Raw genomic sequence first — 18,364 nt, 5'->3', positions numbered from 1 at the left:
GCTAGCGCTTCGTGTAGCGACGTATCATCTCCCGCGGATCAATATCGTCGTCATCGTCCCCATCCTTCTTCTCGGGCGAGGCGGTCAGCTTTTTCGCTGGCGGCTGCGGCTTTGCCTTCGCCTTCTCTGCCTTTCCGAAGACGTCGCCGATGGTCTTGTCGCCGCTCTCCAAGTCGTCGATCGCATCGAAGACCTCGTCCTTACGTCTCCAAATTCCAAATACCCACGGCCCTATCGCGAAGCCGAGCAAGGTTACCGGAACCTCAACGATCCACAGGATCAGCTCTACCAGCAAGTTCGGCTCGGCCACGCTCATCACCGCTACGATGCTTTGGGCGGTGGACAGGAGGGTCGCCATCAGGGCCTTGTGCCGCGTCTTGCGGTTGTAGACGAAGCCGCGCTGCACCGACTCCGGCAGAGGCTTCTCGTGCGTCAAGCGATACCAAAAGCGATACACTCCCTGCCCGTACTTGCGATCCACCACATACCAGAACGCTCCTAGGATGAGGAACATCACGATCCAAAAAACGAGGTACGATGTCATATTTGCCATAGCGGTGCTTAGTTGGGGTTGGGAAGGTTCTTGGCCTTGAGCGCGGCCACGGCCCACTTTCTCCGATACTCCGGCCAGCTGGCGTAGAGCTTGTAGAACTGCTGCTTGCTGTGACGGTACAGCATCTCCAAATCGATGGGCCGCATCTTCATCAGCAACATCCAAACCAGCGATTGCATGTTCTCGTCCAGGTCACGGTGCGGACGGGCCAGGTAGCGCTTGAGCTTCTTCGAAAGGTCACCATCGCCCAACTTCCCCTTCTCGGCCAAGCGCTTGGCGTCGTCGATCTCGAAAAACTCGTCGGGCAGCTGCTTGCGGGCCGCAGAAATCGCCCCCTTCTTCTGGGCCGAGGTAGCCGCGGAGAGGTCGAGCTGCACGTTTACGCTGCGGTACATCGCCTCCGCCAGCAGGTTGTCCTTGAGGTCGTCCAACAAGCTGGGATTTTTGGATACGGCGTCCGCCTTCATCTCGATGAGCTTGAACTTCTCCAGCACGTGATACAAGGACGGGTCATCGATGCCGAATACGCTGCGCTCCTTGTCGATCAAGCGACCGTGCTTGCGCACGTTTTCCAGGATCAAGATCCGATCCGTGAAAAATCCCGGCAAGTCGCGAAAAACGAATACACCATCGAAGGCCTTGGTGAAGAAGCTCCTCACTCCCACGAAGGGAATTTCCGGAATGATGCAGGGCTTGAACCTCAAGTCCCCGAACCTCTGGGCGCTTTCGATCAGCTTCCCGCGCGCTTCCGTATCCATCCAAAGGTCCACTTCGTCCCGAAAGGCCGCCACCAGATTGCGCTGCTCCCGCGCTCCTTGGATGATCCGGTCGATCGAGGTGGAACGCACCGTGATGGCCTCCAGCATCAACAGGTCCAAAGGCGAATGGTAATGGTCGATCTGCTGGTCGATATCCAGCCAAAGCGCCGTCTCGGTCGTGAGGTTCGCGATCTGCGGGCGAGCGGTCCGAAACACCTCCCCCATCAATTGAAAGTCGAAGGAATGGGTCGGCGCGTAAATCGGCTTCCCCTCCTGGTCCGGAGTCAGGATGATCGCGAACTGGTTCGCCTCCCCGTGGCTCAAGTAGTTGAGATTGCCCTTTTCCTCCGCCACCTGCGGACTCCAGCCCACCCCGTCGATTTGAAAGGCCTTGCACTCGGTTGGGGCAATGCCGATATCCGCCAAGCAGCGATTGTAGCGCTCGACCATCGGAGGCGTCACCACCGACACCAAGCCCGCTCCGAATAAGCCTTCCTTCTTTAAAAGATCCATAATTTGGGTACAGGGCTACGCCCCTGACTTCCTCTCCAACCGGCGAGCCGCTTCGCCTTGATACTCCATCGAATGCATCAGGCGCTCGATCTCGCGCTCGCGGTCCGCATTCGCGATTTCCGCAAGGCTGTTCAGGTACTTGAATACCTCGCGCTGGCGGATCTCCGAGAAGGAAAGCCCCTTCATGTTCTCCCGCATCAGATCGCGCAACATCTCCACTCGCCGCTCGTAGCTCTGCCCGAAAAAGAGTTCCGTATCCTCGAACCATTCGTCCGGCATGTCGAAGTCGGTGATGCGATTGCTGACCTGCTGCTGGATGTTGCGAACGTCTCGCGAGGAGAAAAACGGATACACTTCCAAAACGCCTTGGTACAGCTTCGCGAAATACTCTTGCTCGCCCACCTGATGCTCCGTCTCCAAGGAGGCCAAGCGCGAAGCCAGCCGCTCGTCGTTCAAGCCCAACTCCTGCTCCTGCGTCTTTTCCAGGTCGCCCAAGCTCGCGAAGCTGCTCTGGGCGCTCAAGTACTCGTAGTCCGCCGGATCCTTCATCGCCACGAAGCCCTCGCGTATGCTTTCCAGCTTCCGCCACCAAAGGTGGTCCTGATCCAAGAAATCCTCGCGGCTCTCCGCCCCGTTGATCGGGAAACGGGCCTGCACGCGGGACAGTACCGCCCGGTCGATCTGCTCCGGCAAATTGGTGAAAAACTCCAGCACCGCATTGCCGCGGCGAATGGCGTAGGCGCCTTCCGTGTAGCGGAGAAATACGCCGATCACTTCCCGCACCCCTGCAGATACGCCCTGGCGGGAACGCTCTTCGAAATTGTTCTCCGCATCATCGATCGGAGCGTAGATGACCTTATCCGGATCTTGGATACGCTTCATCCAAGAAACCGCCCGCTCCGCGGAACCGCCTTGGAAGGTGGAAATCAAATTGTCCGGCAACGGCCAAAAGAGAAACGGCAGGCCGAGCTTCTGGCAGTACTCGTCGAGCAAGGTCGCGGTCGCGGCGATCTGCAGGCTCTTGCCGGTGCCGGGCTTTCCGTAGCCCATGCGCACGAGCGACATGCTGCCCAGCTCCATGAAAGGATTCCGACCCACCGCCGGATCGTAGCAGGCCAAGCGCTGGGCCAGCCGCTTGGCTTCGTGCTTGGCGGCGCGGTTGCCCACGATGTCGTCGAAGCGTACGCGGTTGAACTCGACCGTCGCAACCGAAGCGCTCGCCATGTCGGCAAAGCCTTCCAAGACGAACTCGGAGCCTTCCAGCTGATAGGAAACCTCCGTAAAGAATTCGCAGTGACGCAAGGAGTTTGCCCGCGATCGCACTTCCTCAGCCATGGCCTCGAAGTACAAGGACGCGAACTTCACGAGGTCCAAATCCGTATTTACGATTCCACTACTTTGCACCATGGAACCGAAATAGAAAACCGCGCATTCCATCGACTTCAGCGGATTGGAAAGGTCCACTTCCGGAATCCCCGGAAACTCCATGACCTTGCCCGCCAACTCTTCGCTCTCGAACTGCTCGAGCTGCCAGCGGATAAAGGCGGACGCGGAGAAGAGCCCCACCGCGGAGCTCGCGTGGTGCTTGTCGTAAAACTCCGTCTGCTGGGCCTGCGTGAGGCGGCCCAAGCGGTTTTGCTGCACCAGCCGCTCCAGCCCCGCCGCCTGTCCGTAGGCGCGGGCGATGTGCAAGCCGAGCATGATTCCTCTGCGTACGACCGTAAGGGTGTGGTTCACATTGTCCGTCAGCAGGAGCGGATCCTTGCTGACATGCTTCGCGATCTTCACCAGCGAAACGCTGCTTTCGGACGCAGGGGAACTGTAGTCGGTCGACGGACGCCAGCGACCTTCCTCGCTCTTGGGAGCGGAACCGCTGGACGGGGCCTTGGGCTTCCAGGAAACCTTGGTCAGCAAGGCGTTGGCGTGGTCCAGGTTCTTGGACAGGTCTTGTTCGGTTACGGGTAGGTGAGAGGAATCTCTAGCGGGCATGGGATAAGGCGATGGGGCTAAATTTGATAGACGGAAAGCTGATCGTCGTAGGCGTAGAGCTCGTGCTGCTCGTAGAGCTTCTGGGCCTCGGGATCGCTGGATCGCAAGTGCTGCATGAGGTGGTGCGGCAACAGTAAGTATTTATGGATACGGGAAGTCTTCGCCATGAAGCACTCCAGATCGTTCTCTGGAATCGCGAATACCTCCCGGACTTTGTCGGGACGCAGCCAGCCGCCCTTTTCCTTGATCACCTCGGTCGTGGAAAAAACCGTTTCCGTGGTAATCTCCACGCTGAACTCGGTCGGCTTGGCCAGGCCCTTCACCATCAGGGCAATCGGACCTTGGTCGAAGGTGAAACGCGGCAGAGCGAGCGGACCGATCTTGGTGCGCTTTAGGATCTTTGGGTGGATGCCTTCCAAGTGGTTGTCGATCGCCATCGCCAGGACCGCAAGCGGCGGCACGCGACGGCCTTCGTTGCTGATGATCGACTTCAGCTCTTCGTAGCTTTCCCCCTTCTTCTCCAAGGCCGTCTCCCGCGTGTCTTGCTCAAAGAGCATGGTGTGCACATAGGGAAGGTTGTCGGTGGCGTTGTAGCAGCTCCACGCGCAAAGGTAGTGGCGCCGGCGGCCTTTCTTGCCGCGCAGCTGGACCCCGGCGAAGCGGAAGGGCGACATGAAATCCGCCTCCCGCAATCGCTCCAGATAGTTCCGCTCCGCCATCAACCCCAGCGTACCCAAGGGCTCCGCCTTGGTTTCAAACAATTCGTTGAGGGCGTCCTCCTTCAAATTGTTCATGGAAGGAAGCTTCTTGAGGCGATCCGCGCTGCCCAAGAGGTCGGCATTGAGCTCCTGCAGTCCGATCAAGTGCGGAAACCCCGACTCGTTCAGATCGATCTTCAGGTTCTTGTCCGGACGGAAGCGCTGCCGCTCTCGCAACAGTTCGACCGTATTCAAAAAACGGGACAAAAAGAGGCGAAGCACCTTCGACTCCTCCGCTCCGCCGGCGGCTTGCTGCTCGCACCACGCGTCCAGCGCGTTGCACACGCGCTTGATCTGCTCGAAGTACAAGAGGTAGTCGTCCTCTTTGGGCAAGGATACGAAGTCCCCGCTCTCGGCCAATTTCTTGGTCAGGCTCATGTATTTGGAAATTGGCTACGAAGGCGAAAACTAGGCTTCCTTGGAAGCGCCTTCCCCATCCGCATAGGTGAAGAAGGAGGAATCCATGGGATCGATGCCGTAGCGCTCGCGGAACTTTTCGAGGGCTTCGCGCTCGCGTTCGCGGATCTGGGCCTGGGCCTCCGCTTGAGCGGCGCGGGCTTCCTCGATGCGCTTGATGCGGTCGGGCTGGCTCTCGATCATTTCCATGCGGCGCTGATCGGAGGCGGATCCGACCTTGGCCATGAAGTCCACGTTGCTCTTGTCGATAGCAGTTCCGAGATTGTCCAGGTTCTGAGCCACATCCTGGTCGCTCATCGCCTTCATCGCTTCCAGGCGCGAACGGAAGGTGATCAGGCGCTCCTCCGTGTCGGACTTGAGCAGGGTAATCCAAGCCCGCTGGTTGTCGCGCAACTTCATCTGCGACTTCTCGTGCACGTCGAGCTCGGCAGCGAAGCGTTCCTTGGACTGGAAGAGCACCAACGCTTCGTTGCGCTTGCCGCGCGTCTCCTCGACCGCGGCCCGCAAGGCCGAGAGGGCCTTCTCCTGGGCGACGTACTCGGAGGAGCCGTTGGCGAGCGATTCGATTTGCTCTTCCGCGGAACGCATCTCCGCTTCCTGCTGGTTGAGCCGCGTATCCAATTCCTCGAGCACCTTGGCCGCCTCTTCCTTCACGCGGAAGGCTTCGGCCTTGCGGATGCTGACCGCCTCGAGCTGCTTCACGATCTCCACGGAGCGGTTCTCCATGATCTCGATCGTCTTCTGCACCTTGAACATGAACTCCTGCAAGCTCTCCTCGATGTCCGCCTTCATCAAGCGGTCGCGAGCCATGGCCTTGGCCTTGGACTCGGCAGCGGCGACTCCCTGCTTGGCGGCCTCGATGCCTTCCTTCGCCTCGCGAAGCGACTTTTCGCGGGACGAGAAAATGAACTTCCAGCCGGGCGCATCCTCGACCTTGAGCAGGGCCGACTCGGCCTTGGCCACGCCTTCCTGGGCTTCGTCTATGACCTTCTGCTCCTCGGGGGAGAGCTTCTGCAGATCCGCGTACTCCTCGCCCATCTCGTTCATGAGGGCGTTCAAGCCGAGAACCGCTTGGGAAAGGTCCGCCTCCTCCGCATTTAGCTCGGAACGAAGCTTGTCGAAGTCCGCCTTGAGCACGTCCATGCGGATGTTGCGCTCTTCGGTGTTCTTTATTTTGGCGGCGTCTTCGAGCTGGGATTCGAGCTCCGCAATCTTGTGGGTGAGGTCCTGGCCGCCGCGTTCCTTGATGCGGGAAAGCGAGCTTTCGGTTTCGGAACGGAGTGAAGCGAGGAGGTCTTCGGAAGCTGTGCTAGCTGTCATGGGATTGATTTCAAGGGGTTAGGGACTAATACGAAGGCGGTTGCCTTGGGTATCGGTATAACTTCGTAGAGGGATACCGGTCAAGGACGAGAATCGGAAAACTACGAATGCTCCCCTGCAAGCAGCTCGAAGCCGCAGCACGCCTCCCGCTACTCGAAATCGGCGAGCACGCTCTCGATGGAGCGGATCCGCTCCGGCGGGAAGAAGCTGTTGATGCGACAGATGATCTGCTGCAAAATCCCGTCCGGACAGGACGCTCCCCCTGTCACGAGGACGCGGATACGCTCATTCTCCGGCAGGAAGGCCCGCTTTTCCATGACCCCTTGCTTGGGATCCTTCGGGTCGTAGGGAAAGATGAAATGCTCCACCTCGGAACGGGAAAGGATGTTCGCCTCGCTCTGGATATAGAAGGCCCGATCCCCGAAGCGCTCTTGGCAGAGCCGGAAGAGCTGGAAGGTGTTGGAGCTGTTCTTGCCGCCCACCACGATGGCCGCGTCGATGTCCTCGTCCAAGGCCTTGGCGAGCGCGTCCTGGTTGACCTGGGTCGCGTAGCAAAGGGTGTCGCCCTTGCTGCTCATGGCCAGATGGTCCGTGATATGGGCCTCGCCGTAGGTCGAAGTCAGCGTCTCCTCGAGGTAGGCGATGATCTTCAGGGTCTCGTTTCGCAACAGGGTGGTCTGGTTCACCAAGGCCAAGCGATCCAGGTCCTTGCTCGGATCGAAGCCGACCGAGGAGCGGGACAGGAAGGGCTCGAACAAGCGGCGCTTCTCCGCCTCCGTCTCGGCCCGGATCACGTCGCCCAGCATGGCCGCTTCCTTCATGTCGCGAATCACCACCGAAGGCGCGTACTTGGCGCTGTTGGAGAAGGTGGCCTTGGTTTCCTCGTGCTCGGCCTTGCCGTGGATCACGATGGTATAGCCTTGCTGGCCGTAGCGGCGAGCCGCCTTCCAAACCTTTTCCACCAGCATGCAGGTGGCGTCGTACTGCCGGATCGGCAGGCCGCGCTCGATGAGGCGAAGCTTGTCCTCGTCGCGGGCGCCGAAGGCGGGAATGATCACGATGTCCTGGTCGCTCAAGCTGTCCCAGTAGGGACGCCCCGTTTCCGCCTCCAGCTGCGGCACCCCCTTGTCGCTCTGCAGGTACTTGAGCCCGCGGGACTGCAGGTCCTGGTTGACGAAGGGGTTGTGGATCAGCTCGCTGAGCATGAAGACCCGCTTGCCGGGATTGGCCGCCAAGGTCTCGTAGGCCCGCTCGATCGCGTTCTGTACTCCCAAACAGAAACCGAAATGGCTCGGCAAGAGGAACTCGGTCGCGCCGAAGTCGAGAAAAGCCGGCGTGGTCGCCGAGCGCTCCTTGGCCCGCTTCACCGCCTTGATGGCATCGCACAGGGCGCTGTGGTAAAGGGCCACCGAACTGTCGTCCACTTGGTAGATTTTGCGGTTCCGCTCCTTCTCCGCCCGAAAGCGGTAGATGTATTCATTTGTATTGAGATATAAGTAGGGGATGCGGATCGCGTTGGCCCGGACCCGCGAAAGCGCCTCTTTCGGCAGCTTGCTCTCCTCGTAGAAGTCGCGCAAGGGCACCGCGAACCACCCCTCCTGCTCGAGCGCTTCCGGCAGCTCCATCTCGTCGAGCGCCGCGAAAAAGAGCCCCGGCTCGATCTCTACCAATTTTTCCGTCCGACCGAGCTCCTCCAGTCGAGAACTCGCCTCCCGCGCCGCCTCCGGACCGCTCGCGAAGGCCTTCAACTTGCCGCAATTTTGGCCGCGACGCGTCACGATCTTGCTGTTGCCCAGGAAAAGGCAAACCACATCGGCCGCCGCGCTGCGGCAGTCTTCACTGGCGATACTGGACTCGTTCGAACTCATGAGCGGCCCATTCAAGGCGCAATGCCTTGGACCGCAAACACAGATTGCGAGGCGTCGCGCCGGTCAATCCTTCGCTTGCATGCCCCACCTTTCTGGACACATTGCAGCAAAACAGCACCGGGTCCTCCCAGTTCGCCCTCCTCCTACCATGTCAGACTCTCAGGCAAGCCACACCACTGATAGCAAGCCCGCCAAGAAGCGCAGCCTCGGGCTCGACCTCTTCCCCCTCCGGAAAACCGCAGCCGGCTACAACAAAGTCGCCTTCTCCGGCGACCTCCGAGCCGCCTTCAACGTAGCCCTGCTCGCCTTCCCCCAAGGCATGGCCTACGCCGCCATCGCCGGCCTCCCCCTGCGCTACGGCATCTTCGGCTCCGTAGTGGCCACCGTGATCGGCGCCTTCTTCGCCGGGTCCAAGTACATCACCCTCGGACCCACGAACGCGACCTCCGTCATGGTCCTCAGCTCCTTCACCGCCCTCGGCATCGTATCCGAGCAGGAAGCGGTATCCAAGATCCCGCTACTCCTCCTGCTGGTCGGCATCGTGCTGGTCATCGGAGCCATCGTGCGGGTAGCCAGCCTCATCCAATACGTTTCCCGCACCGTCATCACCGGCTACATCACCGCCGCCGCCTCCCTCATCATCGCCAACCAGCTGCGCAAAACGCTCGGCTTCGACTTCACGCCCGACGAGAAAGCCGCCGCCTCCACCTTCTTCCAGGTCATCGAGCTCACCCTGCGCCACCTCGACGAGGTCCAATGGGACACCCTCTCGCTCAGCCTCGCCACTGCCGCCATCTTCATCGTACTGGAAAAGTTCTTCAAAAAGCTTCCCAGCGTAGCCGTCACCCTGGTCCTTTCCTCGACCATCGCGTATCTAGGCAGCCGATACATCGACGGATTTTCCGTCGCCCTCCTGCCGGGGCTCAACGCCAGCGAATGGGGACTCACCCTTCCCACCAACATCAGCCAAGAGAACATCAACCTGATGCTCTCCCCCGCCATCGCCATCGCCCTGCTCTGCACCTTGGAGGGCAACTCCATCGGCAAGTCCCTCGCCGCCCGCGACGGCGCCCGCCTCAACGCCAACCAAGAAATGTTCTCCGCCGGCATGGCCAACCTAGGCTGCGCCCTCTTCTCCGGCATGGCCGCCTCCGGCTCCCTCACCCGCTCCCAGCTCAACGTCGGCTCCGGCGCCTTCACCCCCATCTCCGGGCTCTACTCGGGCATCATCATGCTCGCCAGCGCCTACGCCCTCGCCGGCCTCGTGCAGTACGTCCCCACCGCCGCCCTCGCCGTGGTGGTCATCTCCATCGGCATCTCCCTGCTCAACAAGCACCAGCTCAAGATCGTAACCAAGAGCACCAAGTCCGACAGCATCACCTTCTACGTCACCTTCCTCACCGGCCTGCTCTTCGCCCTCGACTTCGCCATCTACATCGGCACCTGCGTCTCCATCGCCCTCTTCCTCAAGAAAGTGGCCAGCCCCGAAATCGTGGAGGTCGCCATCGACAACGAAACCGGGCAAGTCGGCCAGCTCAGCGACAAGGAGCAACGCTCCGACCCGGAAGTCTCCATCGTGCACGTGGAGGGCGAGCTCTTCTTCGGCGCCTCCGAGCTCTTCCGCGACCAGATGCGACGCGTGGCCGACGACGTCAACCTCAAGGTAGTGGTCATGAAACTACGCAACGCCCACAATCTCGACGCCACCAGCTGCATGGCCCTCGAAGAACTCATCAAGTACATGAACGAGCGCGACCGCATCCTGCTCGTCAGCGAAGTCCGCCCCGACACCATGCGCATCTTCGAAAACTCCGGCATCATCAAGGTGATCAACCCGATCAACCTCTTCGCCGACGAGGAAAGCAACCCCACCCTCTCCACCGCCAAGGCCCTCAAGCGAGCTCGCCAAATCCTCGGCGGCCTCACCCCCAAGGTCTCCATCTACGCCAAGGAAAAGCGCAACTAGGGCAGCCGACCAGCCGCTCGGCTGCAGCGCCCACCGTCGCCGCAGGCTCCTCGCAAGCAATCGAATCGATCCGCTAGCGCAAGCGCTCCAGCCGCAAGCGCTGGCGCTCGTCGAAGAGCTGCCCCTTGAGCAGCTTGATGGCCACCGCCATGCCGAAGCCGCTGCCGCCCGCGATCATGAACCAGATCACGATCTGGTACTCGACCGCCTCCACCGGCGACGCCCCCGCCAAGATCTGGCCCGTCATCATCCCGGGGAGAGCCACGATGCCCGCCGTCGCCATCGAATTGATTACCGGCGTCATGCCAGCACGGATACAGTCCTTCGCATAGCCGCCGATCGCTTCTTGGGCGCTCTGCCCGAGAGCCAAGCGCTGCTCCACCACGCTTCGGTTGCTGTAGATCGCATCCGTCAAGCGATCCATGCCCAAGCTGATCGCGTTCATGGTATTACTGATGATCATTCCCAGGATAGGTATCGCGTACTGCGGCGCGTACCAAGGATCCGCCCGCACCACCACCAGCAGCCCGAAAAGCGAAATCGCGAACGAGGAGACGAACAAGGTCGACGCCCCCAGCCGCCAGCTCCTCCAGCCGCTCAGCTTGCGCTTCTGCCGGGCCAGGATCTCCCGCGAAGCCACCGTAAGCATTATCGCCGCCATCAAGGCGACCATCCACAAGCGGCCTTCCTCGAACAAGAAACGCAACACATAGCCGACCAAGGTCAGCTGGATCATCATCCGCCCCGCCGCTACCAGCAAACTGCCGGAAATCCCCAAGCGCATGCCTCGAAACAAGGCCGCCAAGCCCACCGCCAGCAAAGCCGCGAATCCAAGATCCCAATACGAAAGGTCGATCGCGCTCATCTCGCCAGCTCCTCCAAGCGCTTCCCGCCCATATAAAATCGTCGCCCGCCGATCCGCTCCGCCTGCCCCTCGTCATGCGTCACCCAAATCGAGCAGGCGCCCGAGCCTTCCATGTATTCACGCAGCAAGGACTCCACCGCGCCCGAACTCCGGGCGTCCAAATTCGACGTCGGTTCGTCCAGCAACAAAACCCGCGGCTGCCGATCCAGCAGGCGCAAGATCCCCAGACGCTGCCGCTCCCCCATCGACAAGCGAGAGACCGGCCAATCCATGCAGTCCCCCGCCAATCCCAAGCCCTCCAGTCGCTCCGGCGAAACCTCGCTCAAGAAGTGAGCCCCCACTCGATCCTCCCACCACAAGGCCTCCGCCGCAAGGAAGCTCACCTCGCGACGCCATTTCGTAGGTAGAATTCCACTACAGGCATCGCCATGCAAATAGACTTCGCCCGTGTGGGGTATCAGGTCCGCGATCGCCCGCAACAACAAGGACTTGCCCGAACCGGACTCGCCTTGCGCGCACACGATCTCCCCCGCCTCCACTTCTAGGGAAACCGGCTCCCAGTCCAAAAAACTAAGCCCTACGACCTTCAGCATTCCCGGAACCTAGCGCGGCGCCTCAGCCCGCGTAAACCCTCCCTTCGCGCATTTTCGCCCTTCACTCTTCCCGCGACCCGCTCCACTCTTTTTCCCATGCCAACACGCATCGCACTCGTAGGAGCCAACTACGGCGCCACCCTCGCATCCGGATTCGCCGACCTCGAAAACGCCGAGATCGCCGCCATCGCCGACCCCGACGCCGCAACCCGCAGCGACGCCGCCGCCCAGCTCGGCGTGGCCCACGACTCGCTTTTCGACTCCCTCGACGACCTGCTGCTCAGCGCCGAAGTCGACGCCGTCCTGGTGGCCAGCCCCACCCACTGGCACGAACGCCATGTAGGCGCCGCCTTCGACCGCGGCCTGCACGTGCTCTGCGCCTCCCCCGTCGGCGTTCGCGGCAGCGAGGTTTCCCACGTCGTCACCTCGGCCGGACTGGTGGGGAAAACCTTCATGTGGGCCAATCCCCTCCGCTTCGATCCACGCGTATCCATCGCTCAAGCGCTGGTGGAAGCCGGCGAAGTGGGCGAACCCACGCACGGCAGCGCCAGTATCCAAATTTCGGATTGGCCGCACCCGGCGGACTCCTGGCGACTGGAACGCGACCTCGGCGGCGGCGCCCTGCTGGAAGTCGGAGCCCAGACCCTCGACGCCCTCTGGTTCGCTATGGGAGCGCCCGATCCCATGGAAGCAATGGCTTCGCGTTTCAGCTCCTTCTCAGACCGCCACGCCAACGATCTGGAGCACCCCGCCGAAGACAGCCTCAGCGGCATGGTCCGCTTCAAGAACGGGGCTTGCCTGCAAATTTCCGCCCAGCTCAACGCCGCCCTCCCGCAAGGCGAAAGCTCGCAAGCGATGAGCTTCGTCGCCACCCGCGGCGCCATCGATATCGCCGCCGGCCAGCGCCGCGACCTCGAAGGCAACGCCTACGACTTCGCCAAGGCCTCCTGCTCCAGCTCCCAGCTGCGGGCCCTCGCCGTATCCTTCCTGCAAGCCATCGAGACCGGCCAAGAACCCGCCGCCAACGGCAAGCAAGCCCTCGCCTTCCACAAGATGATCGACGCCCTGCTCGAGTCCGCCCGCGAAAAGGAAGCCGTATCCATCAAGGTCGAGCGCAGCTTGGACGACCTTTTCGGCGGCCTCTGAACGCCCGAGCCGCCAGCGCGTCCATCTAAGGAATGGGCGCTCGCGCCCCGCCCGCCGCGCTCGCTTGAAGTGCCAGCCGCCAGGCTGGTGTTAACCTTCGCAACGCATCCATGAGATTCCCGATTCCCAGCTTAATCATCGCCATCGCCCTCTCGTTCGCCGCCAGCGCTTCGCTCGCCGACGAAGAAGAGATGGCCGCCTTCCAAGCCATTGAAATCACCAAGAAAACCGACGTCCGCTTCCCGGGAACCATGCGGGCCATCGGGGTGAAGGAAGGCCGCGTGTCGCTGGTCGCCTCCATCGACACCCAAGGCAAGATCCTCGACACCTTCGTTCTGGAAAGCACCCGCCACGCCTTCACCAAATCCGCCCTCAAGTCCCTTTCCGAGTGGGAATTCACTCCCGCCCTCTGCGACGGCCAGCCCATCGACTCCTCCATCCGCATCGACCTCAGCTTCCAGGTCGACCGCAAGCTGGCCTGGCAAACCTTCCAAGCTCCCGGCCCCGCCGACGTGACCCGTACCCAGTCCGACGAACGTCCGGTCACCACCGCCCGTTTCGGCGAGCTCGACGCCATCCCCTTCCCCATCGAAATCGTAGAGCCGACCGCCCCGGTCGAAGGCGTCGCCACCATCGAGTTCTACATCGACGAGCTCGGCCACGTGCGCTGCCCGCGCATCACCGCCGGCAGCAGCCTAGCCTTCGGCCAAACCTTGCTCGAGGCCGTTTCCCAATGGAAATTCGAACCTCCCGTTTCCGAAGGCAACCGCACCAACACCATGGTACGCCAGTCCTTCTCCTTCAAGGACGGCAAGCTCAGCTCCGTCGCCCCGCTCTAAGCGGCGCCGCCGCGGCCTACTCCGCGTCGCCCCAGATGTCCCCCGAGGGACCGATCCTGCTGCTCAGGATCACCTTCAAGGCCTTGCGGGCCCGGTAGAGCCGCGTCTCGATCCCCTTCACCGAGCAGCCCACCACCTCCCCGATCTCCTTGTAGCTCAAGCCTTCGTACTGGTAGAGCAGCAAGGTCACCCGCAGGTCGTGCGGCAGCTTGTTGATCGCGTCCTTCACGATCTCGATTCGCTCGCGGTTGAGCGCCTCCTGGTCGGGCGGGAGCCCGTCGCCCGTATTGGCCAAGGGATGAGCGGCGCGATCCGCCTGGCTCATGTCGTCCGTCAAGCTGTCCTTGCCGAAGGCCGGATGCCGCCGACGCCAGCGCTCGAAGTTCTTGCAGAGGTTGGAGAGCGAGGTAAACGCCCAGGCCGAAAACTTGGTGCCTTCCTTGAAGCGGTCCCGGTTCTTGTAGACCCGCACGAACAGCTCCTCCACCAAGTCGCGGGCATCCTCCTCGCTCTGCACGTAGCGGTAGGCGAAACTGAGAAAGGGGCGCTGCCACCGGACCATGAGCTCATTCAACGCTGTATCGCGTCCTCGGCGCAGCTCTTCGAGCAGGGCGAGATCAGTCTCATTATCGGATGGCATTAAAGGGGTAAGAGGAGGATAGATTCTCGGAGCAAAGGGTAGAAGAGAATCGGTAGAATTTCCTAGGCTTGCTATCTCCTAGGAGGAGGGAAGGTCTAGTTTATTCGGCTCTGAACAATGGAAAAGTAGCGTTTGCGCTGATCCATGTTCATCACATCCCCCACCGACGCAATCAAGTCGCTCGTCGACTTCACGCAGGCCTCGTCGAGCTTGCGCTTCGCCTCCATGTAGTTGCGGATTTCGAGGTAGTCGACATACCCCTTGGTCACCCGCTCCGCCTCCAACTCCGCCAGCAACAGCTCCAAGTCGCGAACCTTGCGCGACAGGGTACGGATCTCCCGCTCGCGATCCCCATGCAAGCGCGTGATCCGCGCGAACTGCTCCTCCGAGAGGTCCAGCTCCGAGCGCAGCCACTCCATTTCGCATCCGGTATCGGCCGAAAAGCAAGCGGGCGAGTAGGCCCGCACGTAGCTCACGTGGGCAAGGATCCCGCAGGCCAGGCCGAGGGCCAAAACTGATATCGATTTCCACATGTCCGTATTACTTGAAAAGGTAGGTGTCCTTGATCAAGGGATCGATCACCTGCTTGTAGCTTTCCGCGAGCTGTTCGCCGCGCTCCACCTGCTGCTGGGCCACCCGTAGCTCCGCCAGGAGCAAGCCCCCCAACACGCAGCTCACCACGAAAACCGCCGCGTACACCGGACGGCTCAGGATAGACTGCGCCAGACGGAAGAAATTCGGCAACGCCGCCGGCTCCCGGTCCTCGTTCGCCACGCGGGCCCATACCCGAGCGTTGAGGCGCGGATGCTTGATATCCACATCCTGCCAGAGCTCCAAGTCTCGGTCTAACTGTTCTGACTCACGGTCCATGGTACGATCTTTGATGGTTGCGGCCTCGTTTCGTTCGAAACGTTTCCAGGCAATCCGGAAACGCGGCGAAACTAAACCTTACGTAGTCAAACACCTAACCGCCAGCTCTCACTTCACGAAAAATACCGAATTCCCACTCCCGCCCGGGGACCCCGCCCGAAACGGACCTAATTGCAGCCGCAGCCGCCGCCGCCCACCCCTTCGCCGCCCGTGGAGGCCTCGCGGGAAAAGGTCACATGGGCCGACATCACGCTCTCCAACTGGTCGCGGTCCGAACGCATGGAGTAGTCCGCCAGGTTCCCCTTCTGCCAAGGCTCCACCGTCTGGCAGCCCGCCAAGCCCAGAAGCAAGCTCCCTAGGAAAACAGCCTGCCCTAGACGCTTCATTGCCCCGCCTCCTCCAGCAAGGCTTGGATCTCGCTCTCCAGCTTGGCCGCCGTTTCCGCTCCTCGCCAGCCGTAGTGCACGGCGCGGATCACCCCCTTCGCGTCGACCAGGAACGAAGTTGGCATCACCTCCACCCCGGCATCCGAAACCAGCGACTGCTTCGCGTCCCACACCACCGCAAAGCTGGGCTTCGCCCGATCGACGAATTTCTGCATGGACTTCTCGCTCGAGTCCACGCTCACCGCCAAAACCTGGAAGCCCGCGTCCTTGTTGGCTTGATACAAACGCTCTATCTCGGGAAAGGACGCCTTGCAGGGCACGCACCAGGAGGCCCAAAAGTCGACGTAAGTCACCTTCCCCTCGAGCTCCGGAATCTCGCCCTCCAAGGCGAAGCTCCCCAGCTCCGGCAACGGCTGACCCTTTTCCCATGCGGAAAAACCGGTCGTTACCAACAACAGAGTCGCCGCCACGGCGCTCCCCCAAAACCTAAGACTGCACAACGTATTCATAAAATTGAGATGTTTGATAGTTAGAATGCTCCGAGACGAAGCAGGCTTCCGCCCCGAAATTCGCTTCCAGGAGCTCCGCTCCCTTTTCCGCCCCTGCCACGAAAGCCGCCGTGGAAAGTACCCCTGCCTCCAGGCACGAAGGCGCCACCACCGATACCGCCAGCAAGCCGTTCGCCACCGGGTAGCCCGTCCCCAAGTCGATGATATGCCCGTACCGACGCCCGCCATGCACGAAATTGCGATGGTAGTCGCCCGAGGTCGCCACGCCCCCGCCGCGCAATAGAGCAAGCCCCGTCCAAGTCGCTCCCGGACGCTTCGGGTCCTCCAAGCCAATGTGCCAAGCGGGCGAATCCGGCGGCGTACCCAAAACATGGATATCCTGCCCGAAGTCCACCAAGCAATCCCTGATCCCGCGCTCCACCGCCAAGCCCGCCACCTTGTCCACCGCATACTCTTTCCCGAAGCCGCCGAAATCCAGGCACATCCCGCTTTCCGGCAGGAAGACCTCCCCCGGGCGACGCTCCACCTTTTGCCAACCGACCAAAGCCTTCGCCGCCGCGATCTCCCCCTCGCTGGGCAGCTCCGAGCGGCGACGCCGATAGTCCCAGAGCAAAATCAAAGGCAGCCCCGATGGGTCCAGCTGCCCATGCGTCATGAAATTCAAGTCGTCGCACAGAGCGAAAAGATGCTCCGCCTCCGCATCGACAGCCACCCAATCCACGCCAGCCTTGCCATTGATCTCAGACAACAAGCTTGTATCCAAAAACCGCGAGTACTTCCCCTCGAAACACCCGACCCACTCCACCGCCGCCTTCGCGAAACCAATCGCTGCCGCCCGATCCGCCACCGCGAACAGCACCGAGCAAGCCGTCCCCAACGCTTGGAACTGCAAGCGGTAAAGCCCGCGCGACTCGTCGAAAGTCAAACGGCTTTCGATCGGCTTGCGGTAGGCCTGGTCGCCCGCTAGAACCACCACGTCCCTCCCACCGTTAAGATATCCGCGCTGGGGAACGCCTCCTCCAGCGTCTCGCCATCGCGGCCCTTCATCTCGTAGCGCTCCCAGCTGAGGTCCACGGAAACCGACTCGTTGAACTTGTAGATCCCCTTCAAGCCATACGTCTCCGTCCGCATCTTCGCCAAGCGATAGTCCGCCGCATAAAAAGGCCCCTGCCCCGCCACCGGATCTATCGGGTCGATCCCCGTCCCGTTCAAGTCCGTATAATAAAAGTCAGCCGCGCCCTGCGTGTAGTAGCGATAGCTCGGCCTCAGCGTAAACGCGTCACCAATTTTCTGATACCACTCGAAATCGAAGGTATGGCTCTCGATCCCCCAGCTGTCGTCGAAATAGCGATAGTCGAAATCCACGCTCGCCCGCAAGGCGGGAAAAAAGCGCTTTACGTTGGCAAACCAGATTCTCCGCAAGCGCTCGTCCGGGCGATGCTCCGGCGATTCCTGAAAAAGGAAAAAGCCGGGCAACACTTCCACGTTCGAGGCGATCGACTTGTAGGGATCCGCCAAATACCCCTCGAACTTGCTGTAAGTGAAGTTCAGGCTCGCGACGGTATTGGGATCGAGCACCTGGCTGATCCCCACATAGCCATCGAGGCTCTCCTTCTCGCGCTGCTCGGCGAAGAAGCTGGGCTGGATCTCGTCGTCGATATAGGAAATCCCGTAGCTCACGCCCGTATTGCGCTTGTTGTACTCGGAGGTGTTGTAGATCGCGTAACCCTTGGAGAGAAAGTCGCTCTCCTTGCTGTGCGAAAACTGGAAGGAGGTCTTGTGAATCCCGTTCGTCCAATCCAGATCCACCACTCCGGCCTCCCGCACGTCCGTGATCTCCGACAGTACGACCTCATCCCCCTCGCGCCCGTTCGATCCCGTGGGGGTCGCTCCGGAGATCGTGTCGTGCACCCCGTGCAAGCGCAGGGCCACGCTCTGCGTGATCGCCTTCTCCCCGCCCAGGTACTTCGAGACCACCCGCACCCGCCCGTCGTCCTCCTGGTAGTCCTGCCACTTGACCGACAGGTGATCCTCCGCTCGGGCCGGCTTCACCCACGCGACTTGAAGGTAAGCGCCAACGGCGAGCGCCCGGCAAAAAGCGGGCGGCGAAAAACGGAAATCAGTCATAGGGCGCAAAACAATTCGGGAAAACGAGACACTAAACCAACAGGCCGCAGGGCCCAACCTTTATAACGCAGCAAACGGCAATTTGGATTTACGAACAAGTTTCCTAGTGTGGTGTAAGATAAATAATTTACAAATTAAATGTGGCTTCTCCCCTCTTGTTCCTACATGTTCTTTGTAGTGGAAAGACGAGGACGAAGAGTAAAACCAATCGAGCTTGAAGAGGACGAGGTCAGCTATCTCAACTCGC

At 61.0% G+C, this 18,364-nt stretch carries 18 protein-coding genes; 3 read left to right on the top strand and 15 right to left on the bottom strand.

The features are described from left to right. Position 1: 1 nt before the first annotated feature. The 6 genes from QEH57_RS11965 to ispH form a co-directional block, all read right to left on the bottom strand. Complete coding sequence (locus tag QEH57_RS11965) at positions 2–544, bottom strand: hypothetical protein (protein WP_309006970.1); 543 nt, start codon at positions 542–544, stop codon at positions 2–4. A 17-nt stretch (positions 545–561) separates the two neighbouring features. Further along, complete coding sequence (locus QEH57_RS11960; protein ID WP_309006969.1) at positions 562–1,824, bottom strand: DUF6638 family protein; 1,263 nt, start codon at positions 1,822–1,824, stop codon at positions 562–564. Between the two features lie 15 nt (positions 1,825–1,839). After that, positions 1,840–3,813, bottom strand: a complete 1,974-nt coding sequence (locus tag QEH57_RS11955) for an AAA family ATPase (RefSeq protein ID WP_309006968.1) — start codon at positions 3,811–3,813, stop codon at positions 1,840–1,842. A 17-nt stretch (positions 3,814–3,830) separates the two neighbouring features. Beyond that, entirely contained in the window at positions 3,831–4,949 is a 1,119-nt protein-coding gene (locus QEH57_RS11950; RefSeq protein ID WP_309006967.1) for a hypothetical protein, read from the bottom strand. A gap of 30 nt (positions 4,950–4,979) precedes the next feature. Next, positions 4,980–6,308 carry a hypothetical protein gene (locus QEH57_RS11945; RefSeq protein ID WP_309006966.1) on the bottom strand — a complete coding sequence of 443 codons (1,329 nt, stop codon included), beginning with the start codon at positions 6,306–6,308 and terminating at the stop codon, positions 4,980–4,982. A 149-nt stretch (positions 6,309–6,457) separates the two neighbouring features. After that, positions 6,458–8,176, bottom strand: coding sequence for a 4-hydroxy-3-methylbut-2-enyl diphosphate reductase (gene ispH / locus QEH57_RS11940; RefSeq protein ID WP_309006965.1), 1,719 nt, complete (start codon positions 8,174–8,176; stop codon positions 6,458–6,460). Between the two features lie 148 nt (positions 8,177–8,324). On the opposite strand from ispH, the gene QEH57_RS11935 reads away from it, so the two are divergent. Continuing rightward, positions 8,325–10,142: a SulP family inorganic anion transporter gene (locus QEH57_RS11935; RefSeq protein WP_309006964.1), complete on the top strand. Its 1,818-nt coding sequence runs from the start codon at positions 8,325–8,327 to the stop codon at positions 10,140–10,142. A 73-nt stretch (positions 10,143–10,215) separates the two neighbouring features. On the opposite strand, the gene fetB is transcribed toward QEH57_RS11935, so the two are convergent. Further along, the gene (gene fetB, locus QEH57_RS11930) at positions 10,216–11,007 is read right to left on the bottom strand and encodes an iron export ABC transporter permease subunit FetB (RefSeq protein WP_309006963.1); all 792 of its coding nucleotides are present in this window, start codon (positions 11,005–11,007) and stop codon (positions 10,216–10,218) included. Beyond that, a complete protein-coding gene (locus tag QEH57_RS11925; RefSeq protein WP_309006962.1) occupies positions 11,004–11,600 on the bottom strand; it encodes an energy-coupling factor ABC transporter ATP-binding protein in 597 nt (198 codons plus the stop codon). Before QEH57_RS11925 ends, fetB begins: the two co-directional genes overlap by 4 nt. A gap of 96 nt (positions 11,601–11,696) precedes the next feature. Here QEH57_RS11925 and QEH57_RS11920 point away from each other — a divergent pair, with 96 nt between their 5' ends. Further along, positions 11,697–12,746, top strand: coding sequence for a Gfo/Idh/MocA family oxidoreductase (locus QEH57_RS11920; RefSeq protein WP_309006961.1), 1,050 nt, complete (start codon positions 11,697–11,699; stop codon positions 12,744–12,746). Positions 12,747–12,856: 110 nt separating this feature from the next. Further along, the gene (locus QEH57_RS11915; protein WP_309006960.1) at positions 12,857–13,585 is read left to right on the top strand and encodes a TonB family protein; all 729 of its coding nucleotides are present in this window, start codon (positions 12,857–12,859) and stop codon (positions 13,583–13,585) included. A 16-nt stretch (positions 13,586–13,601) separates the two neighbouring features. Here the strand turns inward: QEH57_RS11915 and QEH57_RS11910 are convergent, their stop codons facing one another. The 7 genes from QEH57_RS11910 to QEH57_RS11880 all read right to left on the bottom strand — a co-directional run bounded on the left by QEH57_RS11910 (position 13,602) and on the right by QEH57_RS11880 (position 18,117). Further along, positions 13,602–14,225 (bottom strand): sigma-70 family RNA polymerase sigma factor, encoded by a 624-nt coding sequence (locus QEH57_RS11910; RefSeq protein ID WP_309006959.1) that lies wholly within the window; start codon positions 14,223–14,225, stop codon positions 13,602–13,604. Between the two features lie 95 nt (positions 14,226–14,320). After that, the gene (locus QEH57_RS11905; protein ID WP_309006958.1) at positions 14,321–14,758 is read right to left on the bottom strand and encodes a hypothetical protein; all 438 of its coding nucleotides are present in this window, start codon (positions 14,756–14,758) and stop codon (positions 14,321–14,323) included. 7 nt (positions 14,759–14,765) lie between these two features. Continuing rightward, entirely contained in the window at positions 14,766–15,095 is a 330-nt protein-coding gene (locus QEH57_RS11900) for a hypothetical protein (RefSeq protein WP_309006957.1), read from the bottom strand. A gap of 167 nt (positions 15,096–15,262) precedes the next feature. After that, entirely contained in the window at positions 15,263–15,481 is a 219-nt protein-coding gene (locus QEH57_RS11895) for a DUF4266 domain-containing protein (RefSeq protein ID WP_309006956.1), read from the bottom strand. After that, positions 15,478–15,990, bottom strand: a complete 513-nt coding sequence (locus QEH57_RS11890) for a TlpA disulfide reductase family protein (protein WP_309006955.1) — start codon at positions 15,988–15,990, stop codon at positions 15,478–15,480. The genes QEH57_RS11895 and QEH57_RS11890 overlap by 4 nt, the downstream gene beginning before the upstream one ends. Then, a complete protein-coding gene (locus QEH57_RS11885; RefSeq protein ID WP_309006954.1) occupies positions 15,968–16,966 on the bottom strand; it encodes an FAD:protein FMN transferase in 999 nt (332 codons plus the stop codon). The genes QEH57_RS11890 and QEH57_RS11885 overlap by 23 nt, the downstream gene beginning before the upstream one ends. Further along, on the bottom strand, positions 16,954–18,117 hold the full coding sequence (locus QEH57_RS11880; RefSeq protein WP_309006953.1) for a DUF3570 domain-containing protein: 1,164 nt from the start codon (positions 18,115–18,117) through the stop codon (positions 16,954–16,956). The genes QEH57_RS11885 and QEH57_RS11880 overlap by 13 nt, the downstream gene beginning before the upstream one ends. Between the last annotated feature and the right edge of the window lie 247 nt (positions 18,118–18,364).

Source organism: Pelagicoccus sp. SDUM812005 (assembly GCF_031127875.1).
Taxonomy (GTDB): Bacteria; Verrucomicrobiota; Verrucomicrobiia; order Opitutales; family Opitutaceae; genus Pelagicoccus.
This window is presented reverse-complemented; position numbering and strand designations above follow the sequence as displayed.